Consider the following 25071-nt stretch of genomic DNA (forward strand, 5'->3'; position numbering starts at 1 on the left):
AGTGGTTCGGTGTGGGATCAGTGGTGTGGATCAGGGGTTGGTGAAGAGGCGCATGGCCTCGAGGAAGGGGACGACGAGGAACAACGTTCCGGGCAGCAGCGCGGCGACGGTGACCGGGATCCAGACGAGCTGAGCTCGGCGTTCGATCGTCTCGATCAGGTCTCGCTGTGCGTCCCGGCGGACGGCGCGGGCCTCCTCGGAGATGAGCCGACCGAGGTCGCCGGCCTCGTGGTTGAGCGCGAGCACCGAGACGAGCCGGTCGACCGCATCGACCTGGACCAGCTGGGCCCACTCGCGCAGGGCGTCGACCTCGCTCGTTCCGTGGCGGACGCGGGCACAGACCCGGCGCAGGTCGTGGCCGCACGCACCGGTTCCACGTTCCGCGAGTCGGCTGAGCGCTGCCCCGAGGGAGAAGCCGGCGGAGAGCAACATGCCCAGCTGCTCGGCCACCACCGGCAACTCGAGGAAGACCCGCCGTTTCCAGCGGTTGGACGCGGTGGTGAGCTGTTGCTCGGGGATCAGGAAGGCGAGAACCGGTGCTCCGACGACGAGCAGGACACCCACCGGCGCCGGTGCGCCCCACAGGATCGTGGCGGCGGTCCCCGCCGTGGCGGCGACGACTGCGTAGCCGAGCTGGCGGACCCGGAACGTGGTGGGATCGAGCGGGGAGTGGATGCGGGCGAGCCGGGTCGTGATGTCGTCGTCGATACGCAAGGCGGCCGAGCCGGCATGGCCGATCCAGCCGGCGAGGGGCCCGATGACCTCGGCGAACGATCCCGCTGACAGACCGTGATGGCGGCGGGTGGTGGATGCCGCGGGTGAGTAGGGGCGCAAGCGGTCGGTGAGCGCGAGGCGCCGGAACCATCGCAACTCGGCGAGCAGCAGGGTGGCACCGACGGCGCCGGTGCAGACGACGACGAGAAGCAGGCGGTCGATCACGACAAGACCCGTTCGGTCTCGGGGAGTCGCATGATCTGGCCGGCCCAGGCCCAACAGATCGCCACCAGTCCGATGGCGACGAGCACCACCACCTGACCGTGGACCGTTCCGTACGCGGCGCGACCCTCGCCGATCTGGAGTCCCACGACGGCCATGCCGATCGGAACCAAGATCACGAAGCGCCGGGCCAGGCGGGCCCCCGCCTGTTCGGCCCGGGCGTCCTTGCGGCCTTGGACGTCCTGGATCCGGTCCTCTGCCAGCGCGGTGAGGCGGCGCCCCAGGTCGGCGCCACCCAGTTGATGGGCCACGAGGAGGGTCTCGCAGGTGACGTCGGCCGTCGGGTCGGCGAGCTGGTCCTTCAGGACCGCGATGGTTCGCTCGAAGTCGGTCGTGAGCAGCCACTCCCTGTGCGCTTCGTCGAAGGCAGGGCGCAGCTCGTGTGGCCCGCGGGCTCCGACCTCGAACAGCGCTTGGGGGATCGACCGACCGAGCGCTCCCGTGCGGAGGCGGATCTCCTCGATCATTCGTGGCCATGCCTCCTGTGAGCGAGCGCGGCGTTGCGCTCGTCGGAACCGGTACGAGGCGATCGGTGCCGAGCCACCGAAGGCTGCGAGCGCGAGCGCCGGGAGCAGCCCTCCGAACAGCGCGGCGCCCACCAGGCCGCTCACGAGGGCGAGGATGGTGACCACACCGACGAACTCACCGGTGCCGACATCGCCGAGCCCTGCCTGGGTCATCCAGTCGCGAACCCGGGGGCGGCGCAACCTGCTGCTGCCGACCTTGGGTCCGAGTCCGAGCCCACGCCATCGGAAGGCGAAGGCGGTGTAGAGCAGGAAGGTTCCGTAGGCGGCCGCGGTCGCGACGAGGAGCTCGATCACCGCGCCTCCCGTCCGGGGTCGAGGTGGCCCACGAGGTCGATGCCAGCTTCGGCGAACTGACGATTCAGCCGGACCGGGACGTTCCCCGTCCACTGGAGGTGGTCGGCGGGGTGGTCGCGAGCGAAGATCTCGGTGGTGGTGAACTGGCCGAGGTCGGCCTGGCCGGTGAGGTCTTCGACGGCCAGCACCGACGTCACGACCGGTCCACCGGGGCGGCGGGCCGAATGAACCACCACGTCGACCGCTTCGGTCACCAGCGACGTGAGCGCGCCGACCGAGAGATCGTGTCCCGTACCCGAGAGCTGGGCGACGAAGCGAAGGCGGGACAGTGCCTGTCGGGCGGATCCGGCATGGATCGTGGTGTAGCCCTTGACCCCTGAGGAGAGGGTGAGCAGAAGCGGCAGCGCCTCTCGGTCCCGGACCTCACCCACGATCGCCACGTCGGGCGCCATCCGAAGGAACCCGGCGACCAGCCGGCGTAGGTCGACCTCTGGTCGGTCGGCGCGGGCCGGGCGCGTCTGCATGCTGGCGACGTTGGCCACGGGTACATCGGCCTCGAAGACCTCCTCGGCGATCACGACGCGCAACGACGGGTCGAGCTCGGCCGCGCAGCACGACAGCAGCGTGGTCTTCCCTGCACCGGGTGCTCCGGCGAAGACGATCGACAGGCGTGCCCGCACACACGCGGCCAGAAACCTGGCCGCCGGTGCATCGAGGGTCCCCCGATCCACCAGCTCGCTCAGGTCGGCGAAGGGCACCCCGGTGAACTTGCGGATGTTGACCATCACGTGTCCACCCCGGCTCACATCGCCATGGACGATGTGGAGTCGGGCACCGTCGTCGAGCTGGGCGTCCTGGAGGCCCTCGGTGGGATCGAGCTTGCGGTGAGCCGAGGTCGAGCTGTCGAGGATCTTGGTCAGGACGCGGACGACGTGCTCGTCGTCGTGGAAGACCTCGCCGTGATAGCCCGAGTGACCCTGGTGCCGCTTCACGAAGACCGCGTCGGGCGCGTTGATCATGATCTCCCACACGTCGTCGTCGGCGAGGAGTGGCGACAGGGGACCGAACCCGGCCACGTTGCGCAGGGCCCGTTCGGCGACCTGCTCGGGATCGGGGAGCGGATGCGATCGCCGGCCGCGACGGTGGTCGTCGTCCCACTGGCGGATCTCGTCGTCGATCAGCTGGCGGAGGGCCGCCTGGGTGTCGCCATGGTCGAGCTCGATGGAGAGCTCCTTGGCGCGCTCGGTGACGCGTCGCTCGATCTCGACCAGTGGGTTGAACGCGGAATCGTCGACGGCGTGGACCTGAACGGTCATGCGAGGTCCTCCTCGATCTCGTTCGGGTCGGTGAAGTGCCCCAGCGAGCCCGGTGCGATCCGTTCGGGGCCGACAGGAGCATCGCTGGCATCGACCGCCCGTTCGAGCGTGGCCTGCACCGCTGAACGAAGGGAGCGCGCCAATGGGTCCGGCCACCGGGAGCCGGCGCGGATGATCTCGTCGAGGTGACGACGATCGGCCAGCGTGATCGGGCTGGCGACGTCGCGGCACTGCGAACCGGTGAGATCGGCGATGGCGGCCGCGATCTCGGCTCGCTGACGGCGCGAGCGAGGACCGCGGTTGATGACCGGCAGAAGTCGTTGGGGCGAGACACCGGAGCTGACCAGACGCCGGATGAGTCGGGCGAGGCGATGGACCCCCACGGGCCCGGGCGCGCCCACCACCACGAGTGCATCGGCCTCGGTGGCGCAGTGGCGGGCGAGCATGTTGCGCTCCTCGATGTCGGTGGAGCCGGTGTCGCGCTCGCCTTCGAGATCGTGATCGACATCGGCGATGACCATGCGGTACGAGCGTCGAAGGCCATCGATCGCGGCGGCGACCGCTCGTGGCCGGAGCGCGGTCCAGTCGCGGTGGTGTCGTAGGCCGAGCAGCAGGTGGTAGCTCCGCGGGTCGGTGTCGAAGGTGAGGTTGCGCACCTCGTCGGGCTCGGGGCGCCCCAGCCGGTGCGCATCGATGAGCTCTGGCAGCCCTGGCATGACGTCTCCGGCGTCGTGGATGACCGCCTGATCGGCATCGAGCGCGAGATCGGCGAGGACGACGAGTCCGTGCTCGGTGACCTCCGAGCCCACGCCCTGAGCGAGCATGGCCGCGACCGTGGAGGCCCCGGTGCCACCCGGTCCGGTGACGGCGACGAGCTTGCCCCGCCACGGCGAGGTGGCGACGGTCGGGGACGGCTCGGGTCGAGGGGTCGAGCGAGCGACCGGCTTGGCGTGTTCTGCGAGCGCGGCGAGGAGGTCGTCGCGCTGGAGCTGGGATGGCAGCACCGCGGTTGCGCCGAGCACGCTCCACGAGCGGTCGACCCGAGGATCGTCGATGACCAGGACCGCGGCGCCGACCTCGCGGGCGCGGTCGATCAGGTCGCGATCGGCTCCCGGCACCTTGCCGTCGACGAGGAGGGCGGACCACCGACGTCCGCTGGAGAGGCGCGAACGGGTCTCCTCGACCGTCAGGCACTTGACGAACTCGACCGGCAACGCCGCAGTGGTCGCCCAACGGGTGATCTCGGCGAACCAGTGGGCGCGCGGTCGAGCCAGCCCGAGCACGACGTAGCGCTCACCTGGCATCAGCGACCCTCCGGCGCAGCGTTGCCCCCGGTGTCGGCGCCAGGGCCGGGTTCGGGCTCGGGCCGGAACGGGTGGAGCGTGGAGGCGTCGTCGGTGGGGGCGGTCGTCGTGCGAACGACGGTGATGTCGGCGTTGTCGACCGCGTGGGCGAGCGAGATCGTGTCGTCGCGCCTCGAGAGCGCGAGGGTGAGCACGAGCGCCCGCCCGCTCGACACCCCCGCGTCGGTTCGAGCAGCGGACAGCACCGGGGCATCGGCGAGCACCACATAGGTCAGGGCATCGATGCCGTTGCCGTAGGTGGCCAGCACATCGACTCGGTCGCCCGCCTCGAGTCGGCCATCGACCGCTCGGTCACCGTCGACGCGCAGCGACACCTCGCGTGCGGGTGCCGCGTCGCGTTGCACCGCTGTCGACTCGACGACGCCGCCTCGCTGGAGCACCTCGCCCACACCGATGTGGGATCGCGAGACGGTGCCGGCGAGCGCGTCGGGGCCGGGGTAGGTGTTGTCGATCAGCTCGTCGGGCAGGGCCAGATCGGCCACCGTGAGGTTGTGAGGTCCGAGCGCCTCCGAGGGTGAGATCGCAGTCGAGGCGACCACGGTGGGCACCGTCGGGGGCGCGCCGGCGGCCCGCGAGAGTGCGACCGCGCCGACCATGGCCACCGCCACGAGCAGCCCGCCCACCATCGCTCGACCGCTGGGCAGACCACGCGGCCTGCCCGTGTGGCGGCGGGGTGCACCCGGCTCGGGTCCGGGCGCACCCGGCTCGGGTCCGTTGCCGTTGCCCGTCACCCGGGCGAGGAAAGAGGTGTTGCGCTTCAATGTCATGTCAACTCATGTGTAGTACATCGGTATGTTTCCGTCACTCTCACAGTGATCACTGCACTCCGGGACCGCGTCATCTATGCTGGGTGCCATGACCGAAGACATCCGCTGGCTCTCCACCGGCGAAGCCGCTCGTCGCCTGGGCGTGACCGCCCGCACGCTGTACCGGTTCATCGACGAAGGCCAGATCCCCGCGTACCGGTTCGGCCGGGTCATCCGGCTCCAGGCCGGCGAGGTGGACGAGTTCATCCAGCGCTGCCGCATCCAGCCGGGCTCGCTCGAACACCTCTACCCCGATCCTGTCGAAGCCGGGACCAACGCCTCCGAGACCGAGGCCAACGGGGCATAGGCCAGTCCTCGTTGATCGGGGGGTCGCACCATCACCACGTCGCGACCGACCGCAACGAGCTCACCCGCCAGTTGCCCGCCCGAGCGCGACACCAGCGTCACCTCGGGCCGGTCGGCCGCCACCAGCCCCAGGACCTCGCCCATCGAGATCGGATCGGCGCCGCCGCGGTGGCCCACCGGGTCGGGGGCGTCGCCCCCGTCACCGTGATGGGCCCTGAAGGTCTCGATGCTGTCGAGCCGGATGAAGCCCAACGCCCCGGTGACCTCGACGGTCACCAGCTCCCACCCCGCGCCGCGCACCCGCCCGACGTAGCGGTTGCCCGACCAGGTGGTGACCGACACCGTCGACCCCCGCTCGGCATGGGTGATGAGCACGCCCACCACGCTGGCGTCCTCGGCGGCCTGGCGGCGCAACCATGCCTCGCGCCGGCGCAGCTGACCGGCGGTGTCGACACGCGCCCGGTCGGCCCACTCGTCGAGGCCAACCTCACCGCCGTCTGCTCCTGGGTTCCCGCCGAGTGGTTGCATCGCCTGTCCGCCTGTCCGCCTGTCCGCCTGTACGCCGGTGTGGCTCTGTCCCGGTGTGGCTCTGTCGCCTCCGGCCAGCCCTTCAGACCCTAGACGATCGGCTCCGGGAGGCGCCAGGGGAGCCACGTCCGCTCACGATCCGATGCGAACCCGTGCCATCGGAGCGATAGCCTGATGTCACACCGGATGAAAGCGGCGATGTCAGAACCAGAGGTCAAGATCAGCGTCCCGGGCAACCACCTCATGGTGGGGCTCCTGGGGCAACGGGACGAACTGCTACGGGTCGTCGAGGACGCGTTCAGCGCCGCGGCCATCCACGTGCGAGGCAACGAGATCACCGTCGCCGGTCCCGACGCCGACGAGATCGGCCGCATCTTCGAGGAGCTGGTGCTGCTGCTCGAACAAGGTCAGGCCCTCGACCCCGGCAGCATCACCCGGACCATCGAGATGATCCGTGCCGACGAGAGCCCCTCACAGATCCTCACCCACGAGGTGGTGCGCACCTCACGGGGTCGATCGATCCGCCCCAAATCCAGCGGCCAGGGCCGCTACGTGCAGGCCATCACCGACAACGTCATCACCTTCGGCATCGGCCCGGCCGGCACCGGCAAGTCGTGGCTCGCGGTGGCCGCCGCGGTGCACGCCCTGCAGACCAAACAGGTCGAGCGGATCATCCTCACCCGGCCCGCCGTCGAGGCCGGCGAGCGCCTCGGGTTCCTTCCCGGCGACCTGATGGCCAAGGTCGACCCCTACCTGCGGCCCCTCTACGACGCTCTCTACGACATGGTCGACGCCGAAGGCGCCCAGAAGCTGCTCGACCGCACCACCGTCGAGGTCGCACCCCTCGCCTTCATGCGGGGACGTACCCTCAACCACAGCTTCATCATCCTCGACGAAGCCCAGAACACCACGCCCGAGCAGATGAAGATGTTCCTCACCCGCATCGGGTTCGGCTCCAAGGCCGTCATCACCGGCGACACCACCCAGGTCGACGTCGCCGGCGGCCGCAGCGGGCTCGACGGGCTCGAGCGGGTGCTGTCGGGCATCACCGGTCTGGCCTGGGTCCACCTCGACAGCCGCGACGTGGTGCGCCACCGCATCGTGCAGGACATCGTCGACGCCTACGCCAAGGCCGACACCGCCGACCGGGGAGGTGGCACGCCCCGGTGAGCGAGCCCCCCAGTCCCACGCGCCCCGCGGACACCGGTGCCGGGGTCGTGGTCGCCATCGCCGACGAGCAGTCCGACCACGCGATCGACACCGACCGTTGGGCGCACCTCGCCGAGCTCGCCCTCGTCCACCAGGGCATCACCCACGGTGAGCTCACCGTCACCTTCGTCGACGAGTCCACGATGGCCGAGCTCAACGCCGCCCACATGGGCGCCGACGGTCCCACCGACGTGTTGTCGTTCCCCCTCGACGCCGGGCTCGCAGCCGACGACCTCCCGACCGACGCGGCCCCCGTCCTCCTCGGCGACGTCGTCATCTGCCCCGCGGTGGCCGCCGGCAACGCCCCCGGCCGCCCGGGCACCGAACCCCACCCCGGTCACCCGAGCCACGACGGAGGCCTGGACGACGAGTTGGCCCTGCTGGTCGTCCACGGCGTGCTCCACGTCGCCGGCCACGACCATGCCGAACCCGGCGAGGCCGAGGCCATGTGGGCCGCCGAACGACAGGTCCTCGCCGCCGCGCCCCGAAAGGTTCCACCCTCGTGACCGATCGAGTCGTCTACGGACTCATCGCCGCCGCAGCGCTGGTGTCGTCCGCCGCGGTGCTGGCCATGGCCGAGACCAGCCTCACCCACCTCAGCCGAGGTCGGGCCCGCGCCCTGGAGGAGGACGGAGCCAAGGGTGCCCGTCACCTCACCCGCATGCTCGACGACCGCGAGCAGCACCTCAACCCCGTGTTGTTGCTGGTGCTCATCTGCCACCTGGGAGCGGCCACCATCATCGCCGTGCTGGCCGACCACCAGTGGGGGATCCAGGGCGTGCTCGTCGCCCTGGGTGTCGAGGTCGTCATCATCTTCGTGGTGGGCGAAGCCGCTCCCAAGACCTGGGCCCTGCAAGATCCGGGCCGCTCCGCGATCGTGGCCGCACCCCTCGTTCGGGGCCTTGCCGCGGTGCCCCCACTGCGTTGGATCACCGGCCTGCTCGTCGCCATCGCCCGCTTCCTCGTCCCCGGCCGCACCCGCAGCCAGGGCCCCGCCGTCTCCGAGGAGGAGCTGCTGGCCATGGCCGGCGTCGCCGCCGACGAGGCCGTGATCGACTCCGACGAACAGGAGCTGATCGAGTCGATCATCGAGTTCGGCGACACCGTCGTGCGCGAGGTCATGGTCCCGCGCCCCGACATGATCAGCGTCCAGGCCGAGTTCCGCATCGCCGACGTGATGGAGATCGTGGTCATGAACGGCTTCAGCCGCGTGCCCGCCTACGGCGACGGGATCGACGACATCGTCGGTGTCGCCTACGCCAAGGACCTCATGCGTGCCGACCTCGACGGTCGCTCCGACGACCCGGTCCGCACCGTGTTGCGGCCCGCCCACTTCGTCCCCGAATCCAAGCGGGTGGCCTCGCTGCTGCGCGAGATGCAGGCCGAGCAGTACCACATCGCCGTGGTGGTGGACGAGTACGGCGCCACCGCCGGGCTGGTCACCCTCGAGGACCTGATCGAGGAGCTGGTCGGCGAGATCGTCGACGAGTTCGACGTCGAGGACCCCATGATCGAGCCGCTCGGAGGAGGCAACCTGCGGGTCAACGCCCGGCTTCCCGGTCGACGAGCTCAACGAGATGCTCGACGCCGAGCTGCCCGAAGGCGACTGGGACACCGTCGGCGGCCTGGTGTTCGACCTGCTGGGCCACGTGCCGGTGGAGGGCGAGTGCGTCGAGGTCGACGGGTTCCGCCTGCGTGCCGAGAAGGTCCAGGGCCGCCGGATCGGCCGTGTCCGGGTCGATCGCCTCGCCGGGTCGGCCTGATGCGGTCGGGCTTCGTGACCATCGTGGGGCGGCCCAACGTGGGCAAGTCCACGCTGCTCAACCGCATCCTGGGCCAGAAGGTCACCATCGTGTCCGACAAGCCCCAGACCACCCGCACCGAGGTGCGCGGGGTGCTCAACCGGCCCGACACCCAGATCGTGTTCGTCGACACGCCCGGCATCCACAAGCCCCGCACCCTGCTGGGGGAGCGGCTCAACGACACCGCCACCTCCACCCTCGAGGGCGTCGACGCCGCCTGCGTGGTGATCGACGCCACCGCTCCGCTCGGGCCCGGCGACCGCTGGGTCGCCGCTCGCTGCCGCTCCGACGCCATCGTCGTGGTCAACAAGGTCGACATCGCCTCGCCCGACCAGGTCATCAGCCAACTGGCCAAGGCCTCGGAGCTGGACTTCAGCGAGTACTTCCCCGTGTCGGCCACCACCGGCGAGGGCGTCGACGCCCTGGTCGACCACCTCGTCGAGCGCATGCCCGAAGGACCCCAGTACTACCCCGACGACATGATCACCGACGTGCCCGAGGCGTTCTGGGTGGCCGAGCTGGTGCGCGAGCAGCTGCTGGCCGTCGCCCGCGAGGAGTTGCCGCACTCGATCGCCACTCGGGTCACCGAGTGGGAGTGGCCCCGCATCCGGGTCGAGATCCTCGTCGAGCGCGACTCCCAGAAGGGCATCGTGATCGGCGCGAAGGGCTCGGTGCTCAAAGAGGTCGGCACCCGGGTGCGCGAGCAGCTCCCGGCGGGTGCCTACCTCGAGCTGTTCGTCAAGGTCGACAAGGACTGGCAGCGCCGCTCCAAGGCGCTCGAGCGCCTCGGCTACTGACCGGGCAACAACAGTGGTCGTCTCGGTGGCGAGGGCTCAGGCCGGTGGAGGCTCGAGCTCGCTGTCGATGTACATCTCGACGGCGCGATCGATGAGGACGGCCCAGCGATCGCCATGGGGGTCGTTGCTGAGCTGTTGGCTCGCCAGCCCGGTGTTGATCGCGGTCCACAGGTCCATGGCGCCCTCGTGGGAGATCCCGAGGTCAGCGAGGACCTCCTGGAGCAGGTCCAGGGCGTGCTGAGCGAGGGCGTAGCTGGCGGGCGAAGGGGTGAAGTCGGGGATGACCCGGAGGAACAGCAGCTGGAATCGAGCGGGGTCGGTGACGCAGAAGTCGAAGTACCCGTGCGCGATCCGACCGAGCACCTCGGACGGGCTACCGGACCTCGACACTCCCTCGACCTCGGCGAGGAGCTGCTCGTAGCCCTGGGCGAACATCGCGTCGTAGATCGCGTGCTTTCGGTCGAAGTAGACGTAGAGCGACGGGGCGCGCATCCCGACCGAGTCCCCCAGCTCACGGAGGGTCCAGCCAGTGAGTCCACGCTCGCGGGCGAGGGTCCACGCACCCTCGAGGATCTGGGCGCGGATCTGCTCGTGTCGTTGAGCTCGACGGTCCACGGTCGGTCCACCTCCAGCTGATGGCCCATTGACCCTAACAGAGTTTGGAAAACCTATTGACGTTAGGCGGGAAGAGGCATACGTTGTCCCAGGTGTTCGCACACCGGAAGGAGCGATCATGAACCGAACCGCGACCACGATCGACCGTCTCGAGCGCATCGATCGCGGTCCCGAGGCCTGGCGCCTCGCGACCGCGGCCTACGACGCGCTGCTCGACCAGCTGAGGTCCCTGTCGCCCGAGGAGTGGGAGCGCCCCACCGTCTGCAAGCCGTGGACCGTCGCCGACATGGTCCGCCACCTGCTCGGCGCCGCCGAGGCGCACGCCTCCATCCCCGAGTTCCTCCGCCAGCAGGCATGGGCCATGCGACACAAGGGCGAATACGACGGCAACGGCCTCGACGCATGGACCGGTCTCCACATCCGCAAGCACGCCGAGCTCGAGCCTGACGCGCTCCTGGCGCGACTGCGCGACGTCGCGCCCCGAGCGGTGCGCGCCCGGTCGCGCTTCCCGACGCTGCTCGGACGCATCCCGGTCCCCGTCGACGCGTCCGGCAACACGCCCGCCGGTTCCCCGGCCCGGGTCACCCTCGGCGAGCTGAACACGGTGATCTTCACCCGCGACGCCTGGTTGCACCGCGTCGACATCGCGCGGGCGGTCGACCGTGAGCCGAACATCGATCCGGACGTCGACGGGAGGATCGTGGAGGATGTCGTCATCGAGTGGGCGCAGCGCCACGGGGCGCCGTTCCGTCTCGCCCTCACCGGGAAGGCCGGCGGCGACTACGCGCAGGGGTCCGACGGTCCCCAGATCGAGCTCGATGCGCTGAGTTTCGCCTGGATCGTCTCGGGGCGAGGCGATCCCGCCCCGGACACACCGGGCGTCGAGCTCCTCACGACCCGCGTGCTCTTCTGATCCTGCGCCCCGATCGGCAGCTGCTGGCGGTCTCGGGGACGCTCAGAAGTGGTCCACGGTGAGGGGGTTGAGGTCCGCGACGAGCTCCTCGACGACACAGCAGGCGGCAAGGTCGCCCAGGGCGCGACGGGCGAACGTATCGGTGGCGTCGTGGATGTGTCCGATGGTGATCCCGAGGGCCCGGTCCTCGTGGAACTCGACGGGGGTGTGGGGTCCGGTGAGTTCGCGCACGGTGTCGAGTTCGAGGGTGGTGGCGAAGAGGGCGATCTGCTCGGCGCCGAACCGGATGCGGAACACGCCGTCGGGTTCGGGGTCGGCCGCCAGTCCGGTCACGAACCGCAGGTGCAGGTGCTCGTTCCCGCTGAGGTGGAGGAAGGAGAGCCGGTGTCGGTCGCGGTGCAGCGACCAGGCCCGGGCCACAGCGCTCCGGAACCCACAGGTCGAGGTTCGCATCGCGGCCGTCGTGGCACCCGGGGCGTCGGGACCGGCCCGGAGGACCGCCCGTCCATCGGCGGAGATGACGAGCACGCTGTCGGGAATGCAGTGAAGCAGGGCAGCGGTTCGGCGGAGGCAGGCGAGGATCCGGTCATTGAGCATGCCCTGATGTTAGGAGCACCTAACACTACATGCAAGGGTCAGAAGGGGAGCCTGCGAGGCTGATCGCTCAGCCGTCCCGCATCTCCTTGAGAAACGCCTCGACCTCGGCGCTGTCCTTGGTGCGACGCATCGGGGGGAGCGCGTTGACGATGTCCCAGCGGTAGCGGGCCGCGGTGGCCAATCGCTTGTCGAGCACCGCGACCACACCGCGATCCTGGTCGCTGCGGATGAGCCGGCCGGCGCCCTGGGACAGCATCATGGCCGCACGGGGGAGATCGATCAGGCGGAACGCGTCGCCCCGCACCCGTTCGCGGCGCGCCGACAGCACCGGGTCGTCGGGTCGGGGAAACGGCAGCCGGTCGATGGTGACCAGCGACAGGGTGCGGCCGGGAAGGTCCACGCCCTGCCAGAACCCGAGGGTGGCGAACAGACAGCTCTGCTCGTCGTCGCGGAACGCCTCGACCAGCGCCGGCTTGGGGAGGTCGCGCTGGGTCAGCACCTTCCAGGGTAGTCGCGGTTCGAGCACCCGCGCCGCGGCGTCCATGGCCCGCCACGACGTGAACAGCGCCAAGGTGCGCCCTCCAGCGGCGACGATCAGCGCCTCGAGCTCGGAGTGCAGCGCCGCCTCGTAGGCGGTATCGCGGGGATCGGGCATCGACGCCGCGCAGTACAGCAGCGCATTGGTCTGGTACTCGAACGGACTGCCGACGTCGAGCTGATCGAACCCCCCATCGGGGAGGCCCACCACCGCCGCCAGGTTGGGTGGGATCGTCGCGCTGGTGAGCACGGCGGTGCGCTGGGCCCACAAGCCGTCCACCAGCAACTCCGCCACGTCCACCGGGGTGAGCTGCAACGAGGAGAACTCCGGGCTCCCGCTGACCCAGGCGACGTGGGTGTCGGGCACCGCGAGGGCGGTGTCGAGATCGTCGATGAGCGCGCCGGCCGAGGTGAGCGCCCGCTCGCGGCGCGCCGCCACGTCGGCGGTGCTGTCCTTGGGGACCCGACGGACAGCGTCGAGGACGCGGTCCGCGTGCTGACGGGCGGTCACCAGCGCTTCGGCCACCGGCCCCTCGATCGGTGCCCGCAGGCGTGTGCCGGCCAGCTCTCCCAGCTCGTCGGCCAGGGCCGATCCCGCTGCCTCGAGTGAGGCGGCCAGGGTGTCGTCGGCGATGATCGCTCGTGCTGCCCGGCCGAGGTGCTGGAACCGTCCGGCGCCGATCTCGATCCCGGAGGTGGCGGAGATGACCTCTTCGAGCTGGTGGGCCTCGTCGATCACCACCACGTCGTGCTCGGGGAGCACCGCGCCCATGGTGGCCACGTCGAGTCCGTAGAGGTGGGTGTTGACGACCACCACGTCGGCGTCGGCGGCGGCCCGGCGGGCGGCCTCGGTGAAGCACACGTCGCCCTTCGGGCACTTGTTGGCCCCGGGGCACTCGCGGGGGCCGACCGACACCGCGGTCCACGCCCGCACCGAGGGCTCGAAGCTCAGCTCGGCGCGGTCGCCGGTCTCGGTGGTGGCCGCCCAGGCGACCAGCTGGGCGATCTCCTCGGCCGGCGCCCGCTCGGCCAGTCCGTCGAGGCCGAGCTGCTCGTCGTCGCCGCCCCCACCAACCTCGGCCACCCGCTGCAGGCACACGTAGTTGGACCGGCCCTTCAGCACCGCGAACCCGACGTCGTGGTCGAGCTGCTCGGCCAAGAAGGGGAGGTCCTTGCCGGCGAGCTGGTCCTGCAGCGCCTTGGTCGCGGTGGCGACGACGACCCGTTGACCGGACAGCACCGCGGGCACGAGGTAGGCGAGCGACTTGCCGGTGCCCGTGCCCGCCTGGACCACCACGTGGCGGCCCGACGCGATGCCCTCGGCGACCGCACGGGCCATCTCCACCTGTCCCGGTCGATCCTCGCCACCACCGGGCAGGTTGGCGACGACCGACTCCAGCGCGGAGACCGTGTCGCTGGGATCGGTGGAGGGGACCGGCACCCACACGACGCTACCGGTGTCCATCTGCGGGGTGGGACACCCCGGTTGGGTCGTCCGACCTAGGTCGTACGCACCGAATCGGTGCCCCCGACCTTGACTGCCGCGTCGGGGCGCCGATGGGGTCCCATGCCAGGCACGAGCGCGAGCGAGCAGGAGCCAGCAGAACAGACCATCGAGTCGCTGGTCGACCGGGTCGCCGAGCTCGAAGCACGCCTCGAGGCCACTCGATCACGCAGCGATCACACCTCGGAACCTTCCATGACGAACGGCCAGCGCAAGCCCAAGGGTGGACCCATCGACGACGCCACCCGCAAGACCCTCGTGGCCAAGCGTGAGCGCCTCGAACTGGCGCGGCTGGCCGAGCAGGCCGCCTGGGAGGAGCTCAAGGTCGAGGTGCGCGCCGCGGCCGGTTCAGGGGTGAGCTACCGCGAGATCGGCGATGCCATCGGCGTCACCAGGGCCCGGGTGTACCAGATCGTCTCCGGCAAGCGGTAGGCGACCGGCGCGGTAGCGTTCGGGACGTGGCCCCCGACGAGATCGATCCCACGCGCATCCCCGCCCACGTCGCCTGTGTGATGGATGGCAACGGCCGCTGGGCCAAGCGCCGTGGCCTGAAGCGGACCGAGGGTCACGCCGCGGGCGAGGGAGCGCTGTTCGACACCGTCGAAGGTGCGCTCGATCTCGGGCTCGGCTGGCTGACGGTCTATGCCTTCTCCACCGAGAACTGGCGACGTCCCCGAGACGAGGTGAAGTTCCTCATGAACTTCAACGAGTCGATCCTGGTCCGTCGTCGCGACGAGCTGCACGAGCGGGGGGTGCGGATGCGGTTCATCGGGCGCCGCGACTGGCGGGTGCCCAAGCGCCTCCTGCGTCGCATGGAGGAGTCCGAGGAGCTCACCGCCGACAACCGCACCATGACCTTCACCATGGCGTTCAACTACGGCGGGCGGGCCGAGCTGGTCGACGCGGTGCGGGCGATCGTCGATGAAGGGATCCCGAGCGACAAGATCGACGAGCGGGCCATCGCCGCTCACCTGTACGCGCCCGACATGCCCGACCCCGACCTCATGGTCCGCACCTCGGGCGAGTTCCGCACCTCGAACTACCTGCTGTGGCAGCTGGCCTACAGCGAGCTGGTCTTCACCGACGTGTTGTGGCCCGACTTCCGGCGCGAGCACCTCTTCGACGCCGTCGCCGAGTACCAGCGGCGCGAACGACGCTTCGGCGGCGTCGACGAGACCTGAGCAGTCCGCGGCGCCGAGCCGGTGCGGCGGTAGCGTCCGGGTGTGAGCAAGGGAGCGATCTACCGCGACCACGGGATCGTGCTGCGCACCTACAAGCTGGGTGAGGCCGACCGCATCGTGGTGTTCATCACCCAGGGCCGGGGCAAGGTCCGCGCCGTGGCCAAGGGAGTGCGCAAGACCCGCTCCAAGTTCGGTTCCCGTCTCGAGCCCATCAGCCACGTGGCCCTGCAGCTCTACGAGGGCCGCGAGCTCGACATCGTGACCCAGGTCGAGTCCATCGACCACTTCCGACCGATCCGCGAGGACCTCGATCGCTTCTCGCGGGCCACCTCCATGCTCGAGGCGATCGATCAGATGGCCCAGGAGCGCGAGGACAACCCGCACCTGTACCGCATGCTGCTCGGGGCGTTGCGGGCCTTGGCGGCCCAGGACTCGCCGCTGGTGATGGGCGCCTTCTACTGGAAGCTGCTCACCCAGGAGGGGTTCGGGCCGGTGCTCGACCGGTGCGTGAGCTGCGGCGAGGACGCCGAGCTGGTGGCCTTCGACCTGCACGAGGGCGGCACGCTCTGCCACTCGTGTCGTTCCGGCGTGCCGCTGACACCCGAGGCGCTCGACCTGATGCGACGGATCCTCGGAGGCCATCTCGGCGCCGCGCTCAACGAGCCCGGATCGCCGGCGACCCACGAGGTCGAACAGCTCGCCACCAGGGCGATGGAGCACCACCTCGAACGGCGACTCCGGTCGGTGGGGGTCATCGAACGGGCCTAGTGCGTCCATCACGACATGACGGCGCCTTGTGGTGATCGAAGAGGAGTGGCATAGTCATGCCATGGCTCGAACACGCGTGAGCACCACGGTCGATGACGAGTTGCTCACCCAGGCGCGCCAGGTGACCGCCGCTGTCTCGGACGCTGTGCTGTTGGATCAAGCGCTCACCGCGCTCCTGGCACAGCATCGACGCGCCGAGGTCGATCGCGCCTATGCCGCGTACGACGAGCATCCCCTCGACGAGCCCGACGAGTGGGGCGATCTGGCGTCGTTCCGCACGGGTGCTGGCCTATCGTGACCGACCGGCCGCGACGGGGAGAGCTGTGGTGGTGTGAGCTTCCCCACATCGGGCGACGACCGGTTGTCGTGTTGAGTCGCGACATCGCCATCCCCCACCTCGGTCGATCGCTCGTCGCGCCGTGCACCACGACGATCCGGCACCTACCGAGCGAGGTGACCCTCGAACCGGGCGCGGACCCAGTGCCGCTGGTGAGTGTGGTCAACCTCGACTCCGTCGAGAGTGTGTCGCTCGGTGTGCTCGTCGACCGACTCGGTCGGCTCAGCGACGACCGGATGCGGCAGGTCTGCGCCGCGCTCGCCGTGGCCGTCGACTGCGCCTGAACCGATCCGCCGCAACGTCTCGGTGGCCTTGATCATCACGCATGGCCTGACGCCGGCTGCACACCTCCTCATCATGGCGCGCCGATGTGCACGGTGGCGGATCCCGTTGGGGGCCACGAGGGCACCCCTTGTAGCCTTGTCCACCATGTCCGAGCCCGAAGCCGAGTACGCGCTGTTCGACAAGATCGTCAACCTCACCAAGCGGCGGGGTTTCGTGTTCCCCTCGGCCGAGATCTACGGCGGCTTCCGGTCGACCTACGACTACGGCCCGGTCGGCGTGCTCATGTTGCGCAACGTGAAGAACGCGTGGTGGCGCTCGATGGTGCAGATGCGCACCGACGTGGTCGGCATCGACGCCGCCATCCTCTCCCCACCGCAGGTGTGGGAGGCGTCGGGTCACCTCCAGAACTTCACCGACCCGCTCGTCGACTGCCGGGCATGTGGCGCCCGCCACCGCGTCGACAAGCTCGACGACCCCGACACCTGCCCCACGTGTGGCGAGTCGGGCCAGTTCACCGAGCCCCGCCAGTTCAACCTGTTGTTCAAGACCCACGCCGGCCCGGTGGAGAACGACGGCGCCGTCGCCTACCTGCGGCCCGAGACCGCCCAGGGCATGTTCACCAACTTCGCCAACGTGTTGAACACCAGCCGCAAGAAGCCCCCGTTCGGCATCGCCCAGGTCGGCAAGTCGTTCCGCAACGAGATCACTCCCCAGAACTTCGTGTTCCGCACCCGCGAGTTCGAGCAGATGGAGCTCGAGTTCTTCGTCCCGCCCGACGAGGCCCAGCGGTGGTACGAGTACTGGTGCGCCGAACGGCTCCAGTGGTACATCGACCACGGCATCCCCGCCGATCAGCTTCGCCTGCGTGCCCACGACGCCGACGAGCTCAGCCACTACTCCTCGGGCACCGCCGACGTCGAGTACCTGTTCCCCTGGGGCTGGGACGAGCTGGAGGGCATCGCCAATCGAGGCGACTACGACCTGACCCAGCACGCCAACCACTCCGGCGAGAAGCTCGACTACTTCGATCAGGCCACCAACGAGCGCTACGTGCCCCACGTCATCGAGCCCGCGGCTGGTGCCACCCGCACGATGATGGCGTTCCTCATGGCCGCCTACGACGAGGAGGAGGTTCGGGGCGAGACGCGCACCGTGCTGCGCCTGCACCACCGCATCGCGCCGTACCAGATCGCGGTGCTGCCCCTTTCGAAGAAGGACACGCTCATCCCGCCGGCCCAGGAGGTCCTCGCCGCCCTCCAGCCGCACTTCATGTGCGACTACGACGAGACCCAGGCCATCGGCCGGCGTTACCGCCGCCAGGACGAGCTCGGCACTCCCTACTGCGTCACCATCGACTTCGACAGCCTCGACGACAAGGCGGTCACCATCCGCGACCGCGACTCGATGGAGCAGGAGCGCGTACCCATCGCCGAGCTGGTCGACTGGTTCCGCTCGCGGCTGGTGTAGTGGATGACCGTCGCCTGGGCCGGCATTCAGCCCAGCAAGCGCAAGCGCTCGATGCGGTGGTCGTCGACGCCCAGGTAGTGCACGAGCACCCCGAGCACTCCGGGCACGTCGAGCGTGCCGGCGGCCGCCATGTCCTCGAGGTCGGCCCAGTCGCGGGTGCGGTCGAAGAACGCCTTGAACACCGCCAGGTCGCCACAGGCCAGGAACGGCAGGTCGTGGCCGAGGAACGGCTCGAGTCGCACCCGGTCGAGGACCTGGCCGTGGAACTCGGTGGTGTTGAAGAACAGGTCGACCGGTGTGCGGTCCCACCACAGACGCACCTGGCCGTCGCGGCCGATGGTGGTGATGTCGTCGTCGGTCCAGGTCATCTCGCGGGGGAGCGCGCCGAGGACCTTGTCGAGATCGCTCGGGGGGACGAACACGTTGAGGTCGACATCGATCGTGCCTCGTGCCTGGTGGGTGCACCAAGCGAGGGCCAGCGCGCCGCCGAAGGCGTGGGGCACAGCGCCGCCGTCGAGGGCGAGGTGCAGCGCGACGATGCGTTCGGGCAGATCCACCGGGCTCAGGCGACCTGGCCGAAGCGGGGATATCCCATGGTGGGCGCGTGCCGGGCCGGGAACCGAGCGGCCAACCGCAGCGCCTCGACCAGTTCGTCTCCCTTGGCCCGGCGGGCGGCCAGGTCGTGATCGCTGCGTCGGATGGGGGTGGGGACCAGGGCGACGCCTGCTGCGTCGAGGATGCGGGCCAGGGTGTCGGCCCGGGGCACCTTGCGGCCGTGCTCGTAGGCGGCGAGGGTGGCGTGTGAGGTGCCGGAGCGTTCGGCGAGGCCCCGGAGACTGAGCCCCGCCCGCTGTCGTGCGGTGCGGATCACCGTGTCGACCTTCATGCCAACATGGTATCCGAGCGGATACCGCTTCACCAGGGCCAGATCGCCTCGATGACCATGAGTCCTCCGATCCCCAGCGCCAGGGTGAGGGCGACCGACCGCGTCTTCCACGCCACCAGTGCCGCGAGGAGCCCGGCGGCGAGTCGGGGTTGGAGCAGATCGACCGTGCCCTCGGGGCGCACCAGCGACGGAAGGATGATCGCGGCGAGCACGGCGGGCGGGATCTGGCGAAGGATCCGGTTCGCCCACGGCGGGACCTCGGACAGGCGCCCGGCCGCGGCGAGGAACGACGCCCGCATGGCGTAGGTGCCGGCGCCCGCGAGCGCGAGGGCGATCCACACGTCACTCATCGACCGCTCCCGACCCAGAGGCGGTGCCCGCGGCGTCGGACCGGCCGAGGGTGGTGAGCCAGTCGACCACCGAGCCCGCCGCGATCCCGCTCAGGCCTCCCACGATGATCGACCACGGCCCGAGCCCCGACTCGGCGGCGGCCACCGCGACGACGCCCCCGACGATGGTGGCCGCCACCGCCGGTCGGTTGGTGAGGATGGGGATCAGCAACACGAGGAACACCAGCGGCACCGCGAAGTCGAGGGGGAGCTCGTCGGGCAGCGTCTCGCCCAGCACCCCACCGATCGCGGTGGAGGACAGCCACGCCGAGCCGAGCAGGAGCCCACCGCCGATGTGGAAGCTGGCATCGGGCACGCGGTCGTGTCCGGTCCAGCGCGAGACCGACAGGGCGTAGGTCTGATCGACGGTCATGTAGGCGGCGGCCAGACGCCGCCGCAGTGGCTCGTGGGCGAGGAACGGTGCCAGCGATGCCGAGTAGAGCAGCATGCGCAGGTTGATCGTCAACGCTGCGGTCGCCGCCACCCAGAACGAGCCACCGTCGGCGAGCACCTCGGTGAGCGCGAGCTGGGAGGCACCGGCGAACATGAACAGCGACATGCCCAGCGCAGCGAAGACGCCGAACCCGGCCGCGACCGGGGTGGCGCCGGCGACGAGCCCGAAGGGGATCACCGCTGCCAGCATGGGAGCGGCGGCGCGGGCGCCCGCTCGAAGCTCTGATCGACTCATGCCCGCATCATGGCGGGGCGAGGGTCGATCAGGCGACCCGGATCTCGATCCGGCCGTCGCCGGTGTGGTTGGTCCTGACCTGCAGACCGCGGCCGCGTGCCGCTTGACGCACCGCGGAGCGCAGGGCGGTCACCATCGCGGGGTCGACCCGGGCCGTTGCCTGGCCCTCGGCCTGGCAGTCGTCGACCACCCGTTCGGCGATGCGGGCGAGCCGCTCGGCGAACGCAGCCGACATTCGTTCGACGGGGGGCCGGCGGAACGGCCGTTCGAAGCCCTCGAAGCTGCACTCGCCGAGCGTCGCGTGCCGGCACCGGTACACCCGCCCGCTGTCGGTGCGGGTCACCCGCAGGGCATCGGGACGGTGGCACACCGGACAGGTCGAGCCCGCCGGCGGCACCGGCACCGGGCTCTGATCGGAGGATCGGTGGTGGGCGTCGGTCATGGGCATGGTGGTGAGGGAGTGGGCACGGGCAGCACACATCGATGCGGTGATCGGCCGCGACGACGTCGTGGTGACCTTCGGCGCCGTGAATGAGTCGAACGGCCCCGACGGTGGCGGGGGTAGCCTCGGCGTGTGGGGATCCGTGACGAGGACGTGGCGACGGTCCGCGAAGCGGCCGACCTGGTGGCCATCGCCGGTCAGTACACCCAGCTCAAGCGGGTGGGGCGGAGCTTCACCGGCCTGTGCCCGTTCCACTCAGAGAAGAGCCCCTCGTTCTCGGTCAACGGCGAGAAGGGGGTCTTCTACTGCTTCGGCTGCCAGGCCAAGGGCGACGCCATCAGCTTCGTGCGAGAGATCGAGCACCTCGACTTCGTCGGCGCGGTCGAGTGGCTCGCTGCCAAGTCCGGCATCACGCTCCGCTACACCGACGAGAACGAGTCCGAGCACCGCAAGTACCGCGCCAAGCTGATCGAGGTCATGAGCCGGGCGGTCGACTGGTACCACGACCGCCTCATGACCGCACCCGACGCCGGCGCTGCCCGCTCGTACCTGCGGTCGAGAGGGTTCACCAAGGACACGGTCGAGCGCTACCGGCTCGGCTGGGCACCCGACGACTGGGACCAGCTCGCGTCGGCGCTGGGGGTTCCCGACAAGGTCTTCCGCGATGCCGGACTGGGGTTCGTCAACCGGCGCGGCCGGCAACAGGACGCGTTCCGGGCCCGGGTGCTGTTCCCCATCTTCGACGCCGGCGGTGATCCCGTCGCCTTTGGTGGACGCATCCTGCCCGGCACCGAGGGGGCCAAGTACATCAACTCCCACGAGTCGCCCATCTACGCCAAGAGCCGGGTGCTCTATGGCCTGAACTGGGCGAAGTCCGACATGGTCGCCGCCGACGAGGCGGTCATCTGCGAGGGGTACACCGACGTCATCGCCTTCGCCGAGGCCGGCGTCGCCCGTGCGGTCGCCACCTGCGGTACCGCCCTCACCGAGAGCCACGTCCAGGTGCTGCGCAAGTTCGCCCGGCGGGTGGTGCTGGCCTTCGACGCCGACGCGGCTGGTCAGGCCGCCGCCGAACGCTTCTACGAGTGGGAGCAGCGCTTCGACGTCGACGTCGCCGTCGCCGCGCTGCCGGCGGGGGTCGACCCCGGTGAGCTCGGGCGCAGCGACCCCGACGCGCTGCGGGCCACGGTGGCCGACGCGCGCTCGTTCCTCGGGTTCCGGCTCGAGCGGGTCCTGTCCGGCGCCGACCTTTCCGCGCCCGAGGGTCGGGCCCGGGGGGCCGAAGCCGCCCTCGACGTCGTGGCCGAGCATCCCAGCGACCTGGTGCGCGACCAGTACCTCATGACCATCGCCGATCGCTGCCGGATCGATGTCGACCGGTTGCGCGACCAGTTGCGAGGCGGGCGACGCCCCCGGAGGCCGCAGCGCCAAGCGACCGGAGGGGAGGGGAGCCGCCCGGTGGTCAGCTCCGGTCCCCCGCGCAACACCCCGGCGTTGGAGTCGTTGCGGGTGCTCACCCACCGACCCGCTGAGATCGCGGATCTGCTCGACGAGTGCCTCTTCGACGACGAGCTGCACCTGGGCGCCTATCGGGCGCTCGTCAGCGGCGGCGAGCTCCGGGACCTCATCGCCGAGGCCGACCCCGCCACCGCCGACCTGCTCCAGCGGCTCGCGGTTCAGGAGTCCGAGGCCGATGCCACCGACGTGGCCACCCGGCTGGTCGAGGAGGCCACCCGCCGGGCCATCGGCCAGGTCGAGGCCGATGCCCGCCAAGCCGACGATGTGGCCGACTACGCCCCGACGCTGCAGTGGCTCAAGGAGCGGCTCATGGAGCTGCGGGACCCGCACGCGGACCGGAGACCGCTGGACCAGTTGCTAGCCTGGCATCGGCAACGGGCCATAGGGGAGTGATGAACGATCGTACGCAAGTGAGCTCCCCGTGGGCCGAGGTCCCCCCGGACGATCTGCAGCGATTGACAGAGCGGGGCCGGTCTCGCGGGATGCTCACCAGCGACGAAGTGATGATGGTGTTCAAGGATGTCGACCCGACGCCCGACAACATCACGCGCATCCGTGGCTACTTCCGAGGGGTGGGCATCACCATCGACGAGAGCGTCGACGAGCTCGACCCCGACGAGCCGCTCAGTGGTGTCCCGGCCCACGCCGTCGGCGGCAACGGCACCACCGCACCAGACGAGACGTCGGGTGGGTTCCCGCCGGTCGCCGATGCCGGCCGCCCCGAACCCGAGGAGCGCGACACCGAGCCCGTCGCCGCCGTGGCCACCCGCGTCGCCCAGCGGCCCTTGCGCATCCCGGTCCCGTCCGACAGCGCTGGTGGCAGCTCGGACTCGGTTCGGCTCTACCTCAAAGAGATCGGCCGGGTGCCGCTGCTCACCGGCCCCGAAGAGGTCGCCCTGGCCAAGCGCATCGAAGCCGGCCTCCTGGCCCGCGAGCAGCTCGCCGCTGCCGAGGACGACCCCAGCACCGTTCCGCTGGCTGGGGCCGAGCGCCGGCGACTGCTGCGCGCCGTCAAGGACGGCGACGCCGCCCGCGAGGCGCTCACCCAGGCCAACCTACGGCTCGTGGTGTCGATCGCCAAGCGCTACGTCGGTCGGGGGATGCTGCTGCTCGATCTCATCCAGGAGGGCAACCTCGGGCTCATGCGTGCGGTCGAGAAGTTCGACTACACCAAGGGCTTCAAGTTCTCCACCTACGCCACCTGGTGGATCCGTCAGGCCATCACCCGCGCCATCGCCGACCAGGCCCGCACCATTCGCATCCCCGTGCACATGGTCGAATCCATCAACAAGGTGGTGCGGGTGCAGCGCCAGATGCTCCAGGAGCTCGAGCGTGAGCCCACCGTCGACGAGCTGGCCGAGAAGGTCGACATGACCCCCCAGCGGGTGCGGGAGATCCTGCGCATCTCCCAGGACCCGTTGTCGCTCGACTCACCGGTCGGCGAGGAGGACGACTCCAACCTGGCCGACTTCATCGAAGACCTTCAGGCCGAGGCCCCGGCCGAGATGGCGGCCAAGCGGATGCTCAACGAGGCCGTCCTCGCCGCGCTCGACGATCTCAGCGAACGCGAGAAGCAGGTCGTCCGCTTGCGGTTCGGCCTCGAGGACGGTCAGGCGCGCACACTCGAGGAGGTGGGCCGTGAGTTCGGGGTCACCCGCGAACGCATCCGCCAGATCGAGTCCAAGACCCTCGCCAAGCTGCGCCACCCCCACCGGAGCCAGAAGCTGCGCGACTACCTCGACAGCGAGTAGCGGCCTTCAGCGCCGAGCCCGGGTCCGGCGCAGCAGTGGATCGGCTGCGGCCAGGGCACGGTCGGCGACCCGCAGCACCCGGCCCGATGCCCCCGGGCTGTCGGAGTCGACCAGGTTGCCCATCACCGCCAGGGTGATGTCCGCGGTGAGCTGGCTGCCGACCGCCACCCGAAGCCCAGCTCGCAGGATCCGCGGATGGCCGATCAGGAAGCTGAACCGGCGACCGGTGCGAAGGAACGCATCGAAGCGGTCGCTGATCTCGTGGTCGTAGCGGTCCGGCGCGGTGCCCGGATCGTCGAGGAACAGGTCGGCGGCCAGGATCCCCGACTCGAGGCCGTAGTCGATCCCCTCGCCGTTCATGGGGTTCACCAGTCCTGCCGCATCGCCGATGGCGACCCAGCCAGGACCGTGGCGACGCTGGGTTGCCATGGGGAGACGCCAGGCGCGGGGGCGCTCCAGCGGCTCGCCGAGCTCCCACGGTTCGTGCACCGAGGCCAGGTACGAGTCGAGCAACCGGTTGAGGTTGAGGCGGGTGAAGCCGTTCATGGTCGACAGCGCTCCGACCCCGACGTTCACGGTGCCGTCACCGGCGGGGAACATCCACCCGTAGCCGGGGACGGCGACCCCGTGGGTGTCGGTGAGGGTCAGGCACGCCTCGAGGTGTCGCTCCGCATGGCGCGGTGAGGGAACGTAGGTGCGGATGGCGAGGCCGAACGGTTCATCCTGTGCGCGGCCGGCACCGAGCACTCGGGCCGCGGCCCCGGGTGCACCGGCGGCGAGGATCACCAGGTCGGCCGACCACTGCCGTCCATCGGCCTCGACGCCACAGACCCGCCCGCGGGGGTCGATCACGGGCGAGGCCGTGGTCGACCAGTGGATCTCCGCGCCCGCCTCGGTGGCGGCATCGGCCAGGTGGGCGTCCAGCGCCCGTCGTGGCATCACCGCCCCATGGGCGGGAAATCGCGACGAGGCCGGCCACGCCAGCTCGCGGGTGGTGCGGCCGGCGATCATCCGCAGACCGTCGATCCGGTGGGCGGCAGCTGGTTCGACCTTCAACTCGTGCAGCGCGCCGACGGCACGAGGGGTGAGCCCGTCCCCACAGACCTTGTCGCGCCCGTAGGCGCCCTTCTCGAAGACCGCCACCGAGGCACCGCCACGCGCGGCCCTGATGGCCGCGGCAGATCCCGCGGGCCCGGCGCCGATCACGACGATGTCTCGGTGCTCCACGGACCAAGCCTGCCCGAAAAG

Annotated in this window: 28 protein-coding genes; 13 read left to right on the forward strand and 15 right to left on the reverse strand. The window is 70.3% G+C overall.

Going from position 1 to position 25071, the window contains the following annotated elements:
* Positions 1-30 precede the first annotated feature (30 nt).
* From U5K29_00435 to U5K29_00455, 5 genes are read right to left on the reverse strand one after another with little or no spacing between them, the layout of a single operon-like run.
* Positions 31-939, reverse strand: a complete 909-nt coding sequence (locus tag U5K29_00435) for a type II secretion system F family protein (protein ID MDZ7677003.1) — start codon at positions 937-939, stop codon at positions 31-33.
* Positions 936-1817 carry a hypothetical protein gene (locus U5K29_00440; GenBank protein ID MDZ7677004.1) on the reverse strand — a complete coding sequence of 294 codons (882 nt, stop codon included), beginning with the start codon at positions 1815-1817 and terminating at the stop codon, positions 936-938. The genes U5K29_00435 and U5K29_00440 overlap by 4 nt, the downstream gene beginning before the upstream one ends.
* Entirely contained in the window at positions 1814-3133 is a 1320-nt protein-coding gene (locus tag U5K29_00445; protein MDZ7677005.1) for an ATPase, T2SS/T4P/T4SS family, read from the reverse strand. The genes U5K29_00440 and U5K29_00445 overlap by 4 nt, the downstream gene beginning before the upstream one ends.
* Entirely contained in the window at positions 3130-4437 is a 1308-nt protein-coding gene (locus tag U5K29_00450) for a hypothetical protein (protein ID MDZ7677006.1), read from the reverse strand. The genes U5K29_00445 and U5K29_00450 overlap by 4 nt, the downstream gene beginning before the upstream one ends.
* Positions 4437-5264 (reverse strand): hypothetical protein, encoded by an 828-nt coding sequence (locus U5K29_00455; protein ID MDZ7677007.1) that lies wholly within the window; start codon positions 5262-5264, stop codon positions 4437-4439. The genes U5K29_00450 and U5K29_00455 overlap by 1 nt, the downstream gene beginning before the upstream one ends.
* Positions 5265-5352: 88 nt before the next feature.
* On the opposite strand from U5K29_00455, the gene U5K29_00460 reads away from it, so the two are divergent.
* Positions 5353-5610, forward strand: a complete 258-nt coding sequence (locus tag U5K29_00460) for a helix-turn-helix domain-containing protein (GenBank protein MDZ7677008.1) — start codon at positions 5353-5355, stop codon at positions 5608-5610.
* Here the strand turns inward: U5K29_00460 and U5K29_00465 are convergent.
* On the reverse strand, positions 5550-6137 hold the full coding sequence (locus tag U5K29_00465) for a hypothetical protein (protein MDZ7677009.1): 588 nt from the start codon (positions 6135-6137) through the stop codon (positions 5550-5552). The two genes, U5K29_00460 and U5K29_00465, sit on opposite strands and share 61 nt — an antisense overlap.
* 198 nt (positions 6138-6335) lie before the next feature.
* Between U5K29_00465 and U5K29_00470 the strand changes: the two genes are divergently transcribed.
* From U5K29_00470 to era, 3 genes are read left to right on the forward strand one after another with little or no spacing between them, the layout of a single operon-like run.
* On the forward strand, positions 6336-7307 hold the full coding sequence (locus U5K29_00470) for a PhoH family protein (protein ID MDZ7677010.1): 972 nt from the start codon (positions 6336-6338) through the stop codon (positions 7305-7307).
* Positions 7304-7852 (forward strand): rRNA maturation RNase YbeY, encoded by a 549-nt coding sequence (ybeY, locus tag U5K29_00475; protein ID MDZ7677011.1) that lies wholly within the window; start codon positions 7304-7306, stop codon positions 7850-7852. Before U5K29_00470 ends, ybeY begins: the two co-directional genes overlap by 4 nt.
* The gene (gene era / locus U5K29_00480; GenBank protein MDZ7677012.1) at positions 7849-9945 is read left to right on the forward strand and encodes a GTPase Era; all 2097 of its coding nucleotides are present in this window, start codon (positions 7849-7851) and stop codon (positions 9943-9945) included. Before ybeY ends, era begins: the two co-directional genes overlap by 4 nt.
* A gap of 36 nt (positions 9946-9981) precedes the next feature.
* Here era and U5K29_00485 read toward each other — a convergent pair whose 3' ends face one another.
* Positions 9982-10560 (reverse strand): TetR/AcrR family transcriptional regulator, encoded by a 579-nt coding sequence (locus U5K29_00485; GenBank protein MDZ7677013.1) that lies wholly within the window; start codon positions 10558-10560, stop codon positions 9982-9984.
* 118 nt (positions 10561-10678) lie between these two features.
* Between U5K29_00485 and U5K29_00490 the strand changes: the two genes are divergently transcribed.
* Positions 10679-11473: a maleylpyruvate isomerase family mycothiol-dependent enzyme gene (locus U5K29_00490; GenBank protein MDZ7677014.1), complete on the forward strand. Its 795-nt coding sequence runs from the start codon at positions 10679-10681 to the stop codon at positions 11471-11473.
* 42 nt (positions 11474-11515) lie between these two features.
* Here the strand turns inward: U5K29_00490 and U5K29_00495 are convergent, their stop codons facing one another.
* Positions 11516-12070, reverse strand: a complete 555-nt coding sequence (locus U5K29_00495; GenBank protein ID MDZ7677015.1) for a hypothetical protein — start codon at positions 12068-12070, stop codon at positions 11516-11518.
* A 67-nt stretch (positions 12071-12137) separates the two neighbouring features.
* A complete protein-coding gene (locus tag U5K29_00500; protein MDZ7677016.1) occupies positions 12138-14072 on the reverse strand; it encodes an ATP-dependent DNA helicase in 1935 nt (644 codons plus the stop codon).
* Positions 14073-14174: 102 nt separating this feature from the next.
* Between U5K29_00500 and U5K29_00505 the strand changes: the two genes are divergently transcribed.
* The 6 genes from U5K29_00505 (at position 14175) to U5K29_00530 (ending at position 18149) form a co-directional block, all read left to right on the forward strand.
* A complete protein-coding gene (locus U5K29_00505) occupies positions 14175-14543 on the forward strand; it encodes a hypothetical protein (protein ID MDZ7677017.1) in 369 nt (122 codons plus the stop codon).
* A gap of 26 nt (positions 14544-14569) precedes the next feature.
* Positions 14570-15292, forward strand: coding sequence for a polyprenyl diphosphate synthase (gene uppS / locus U5K29_00510; GenBank protein MDZ7677018.1), 723 nt, complete (start codon positions 14570-14572; stop codon positions 15290-15292).
* 42 nt (positions 15293-15334) lie between these two features.
* On the forward strand, positions 15335-16060 hold the full coding sequence (recO, locus tag U5K29_00515) for a DNA repair protein RecO (protein ID MDZ7677019.1): 726 nt from the start codon (positions 15335-15337) through the stop codon (positions 16058-16060).
* A 61-nt stretch (positions 16061-16121) separates the two neighbouring features.
* A complete protein-coding gene (locus U5K29_00520; protein MDZ7677020.1) occupies positions 16122-16358 on the forward strand; it encodes an antitoxin MazE5 in 237 nt (78 codons plus the stop codon).
* Positions 16355-16681, forward strand: a complete 327-nt coding sequence (locus tag U5K29_00525; GenBank protein MDZ7677021.1) for a type II toxin-antitoxin system PemK/MazF family toxin — start codon at positions 16355-16357, stop codon at positions 16679-16681. Before U5K29_00520 ends, U5K29_00525 begins: the two co-directional genes overlap by 4 nt.
* A gap of 145 nt (positions 16682-16826) precedes the next feature.
* A complete protein-coding gene (locus U5K29_00530; GenBank protein MDZ7677022.1) occupies positions 16827-18149 on the forward strand; it encodes a glycine--tRNA ligase in 1323 nt (440 codons plus the stop codon).
* 26 nt (positions 18150-18175) lie between these two features.
* On the opposite strand, the gene U5K29_00535 is transcribed toward U5K29_00530, so the two are convergent.
* From U5K29_00535 to U5K29_00555, 5 genes are read right to left on the reverse strand one after another with little or no spacing between them, the layout of a single operon-like run.
* A complete protein-coding gene (locus tag U5K29_00535; GenBank protein MDZ7677023.1) occupies positions 18176-18706 on the reverse strand; it encodes a hypothetical protein in 531 nt (176 codons plus the stop codon).
* Positions 18707-18711: 5 nt separating this feature from the next.
* The gene (locus U5K29_00540) at positions 18712-19035 is read right to left on the reverse strand and encodes a helix-turn-helix transcriptional regulator (protein ID MDZ7677024.1); all 324 of its coding nucleotides are present in this window, start codon (positions 19033-19035) and stop codon (positions 18712-18714) included.
* Between the two features lie 29 nt (positions 19036-19064).
* Positions 19065-19385 (reverse strand): AzlD domain-containing protein, encoded by a 321-nt coding sequence (locus U5K29_00545; GenBank protein MDZ7677025.1) that lies wholly within the window; start codon positions 19383-19385, stop codon positions 19065-19067.
* Positions 19378-20112, reverse strand: a complete 735-nt coding sequence (locus U5K29_00550; GenBank protein MDZ7677026.1) for an AzlC family ABC transporter permease — start codon at positions 20110-20112, stop codon at positions 19378-19380. Before U5K29_00550 ends, U5K29_00545 begins: the two co-directional genes overlap by 8 nt.
* Positions 20113-20140: 28 nt before the next feature.
* Entirely contained in the window at positions 20141-20554 is a 414-nt protein-coding gene (locus U5K29_00555; GenBank protein ID MDZ7677027.1) for a hypothetical protein, read from the reverse strand.
* A gap of 132 nt (positions 20555-20686) precedes the next feature.
* On the opposite strand from U5K29_00555, the gene dnaG reads away from it, so the two are divergent.
* On the forward strand, positions 20687-22465 hold the full coding sequence (gene dnaG, locus U5K29_00560; protein ID MDZ7677028.1) for a DNA primase: 1779 nt from the start codon (positions 20687-20689) through the stop codon (positions 22463-22465).
* A 17-nt stretch (positions 22466-22482) separates the two neighbouring features.
* On the forward strand, positions 22483-23823 hold the full coding sequence (rpoD, locus tag U5K29_00565; protein ID MDZ7677029.1) for an RNA polymerase sigma factor RpoD: 1341 nt from the start codon (positions 22483-22485) through the stop codon (positions 23821-23823).
* A 6-nt stretch (positions 23824-23829) separates the two neighbouring features.
* Here the strand turns inward: rpoD and U5K29_00570 are convergent, their stop codons facing one another.
* Positions 23830-25050: a geranylgeranyl reductase family protein gene (locus tag U5K29_00570; GenBank protein MDZ7677030.1), complete on the reverse strand. Its 1221-nt coding sequence runs from the start codon at positions 25048-25050 to the stop codon at positions 23830-23832.
* Positions 25051-25071 lie beyond the last annotated feature (21 nt).

It is taken from the genome of Acidimicrobiales bacterium, assembly GCA_034521975.1.
Lineage (GTDB): Bacteria > Actinomycetota > Acidimicrobiia > Acidimicrobiales > SKKL01 > SKKL01.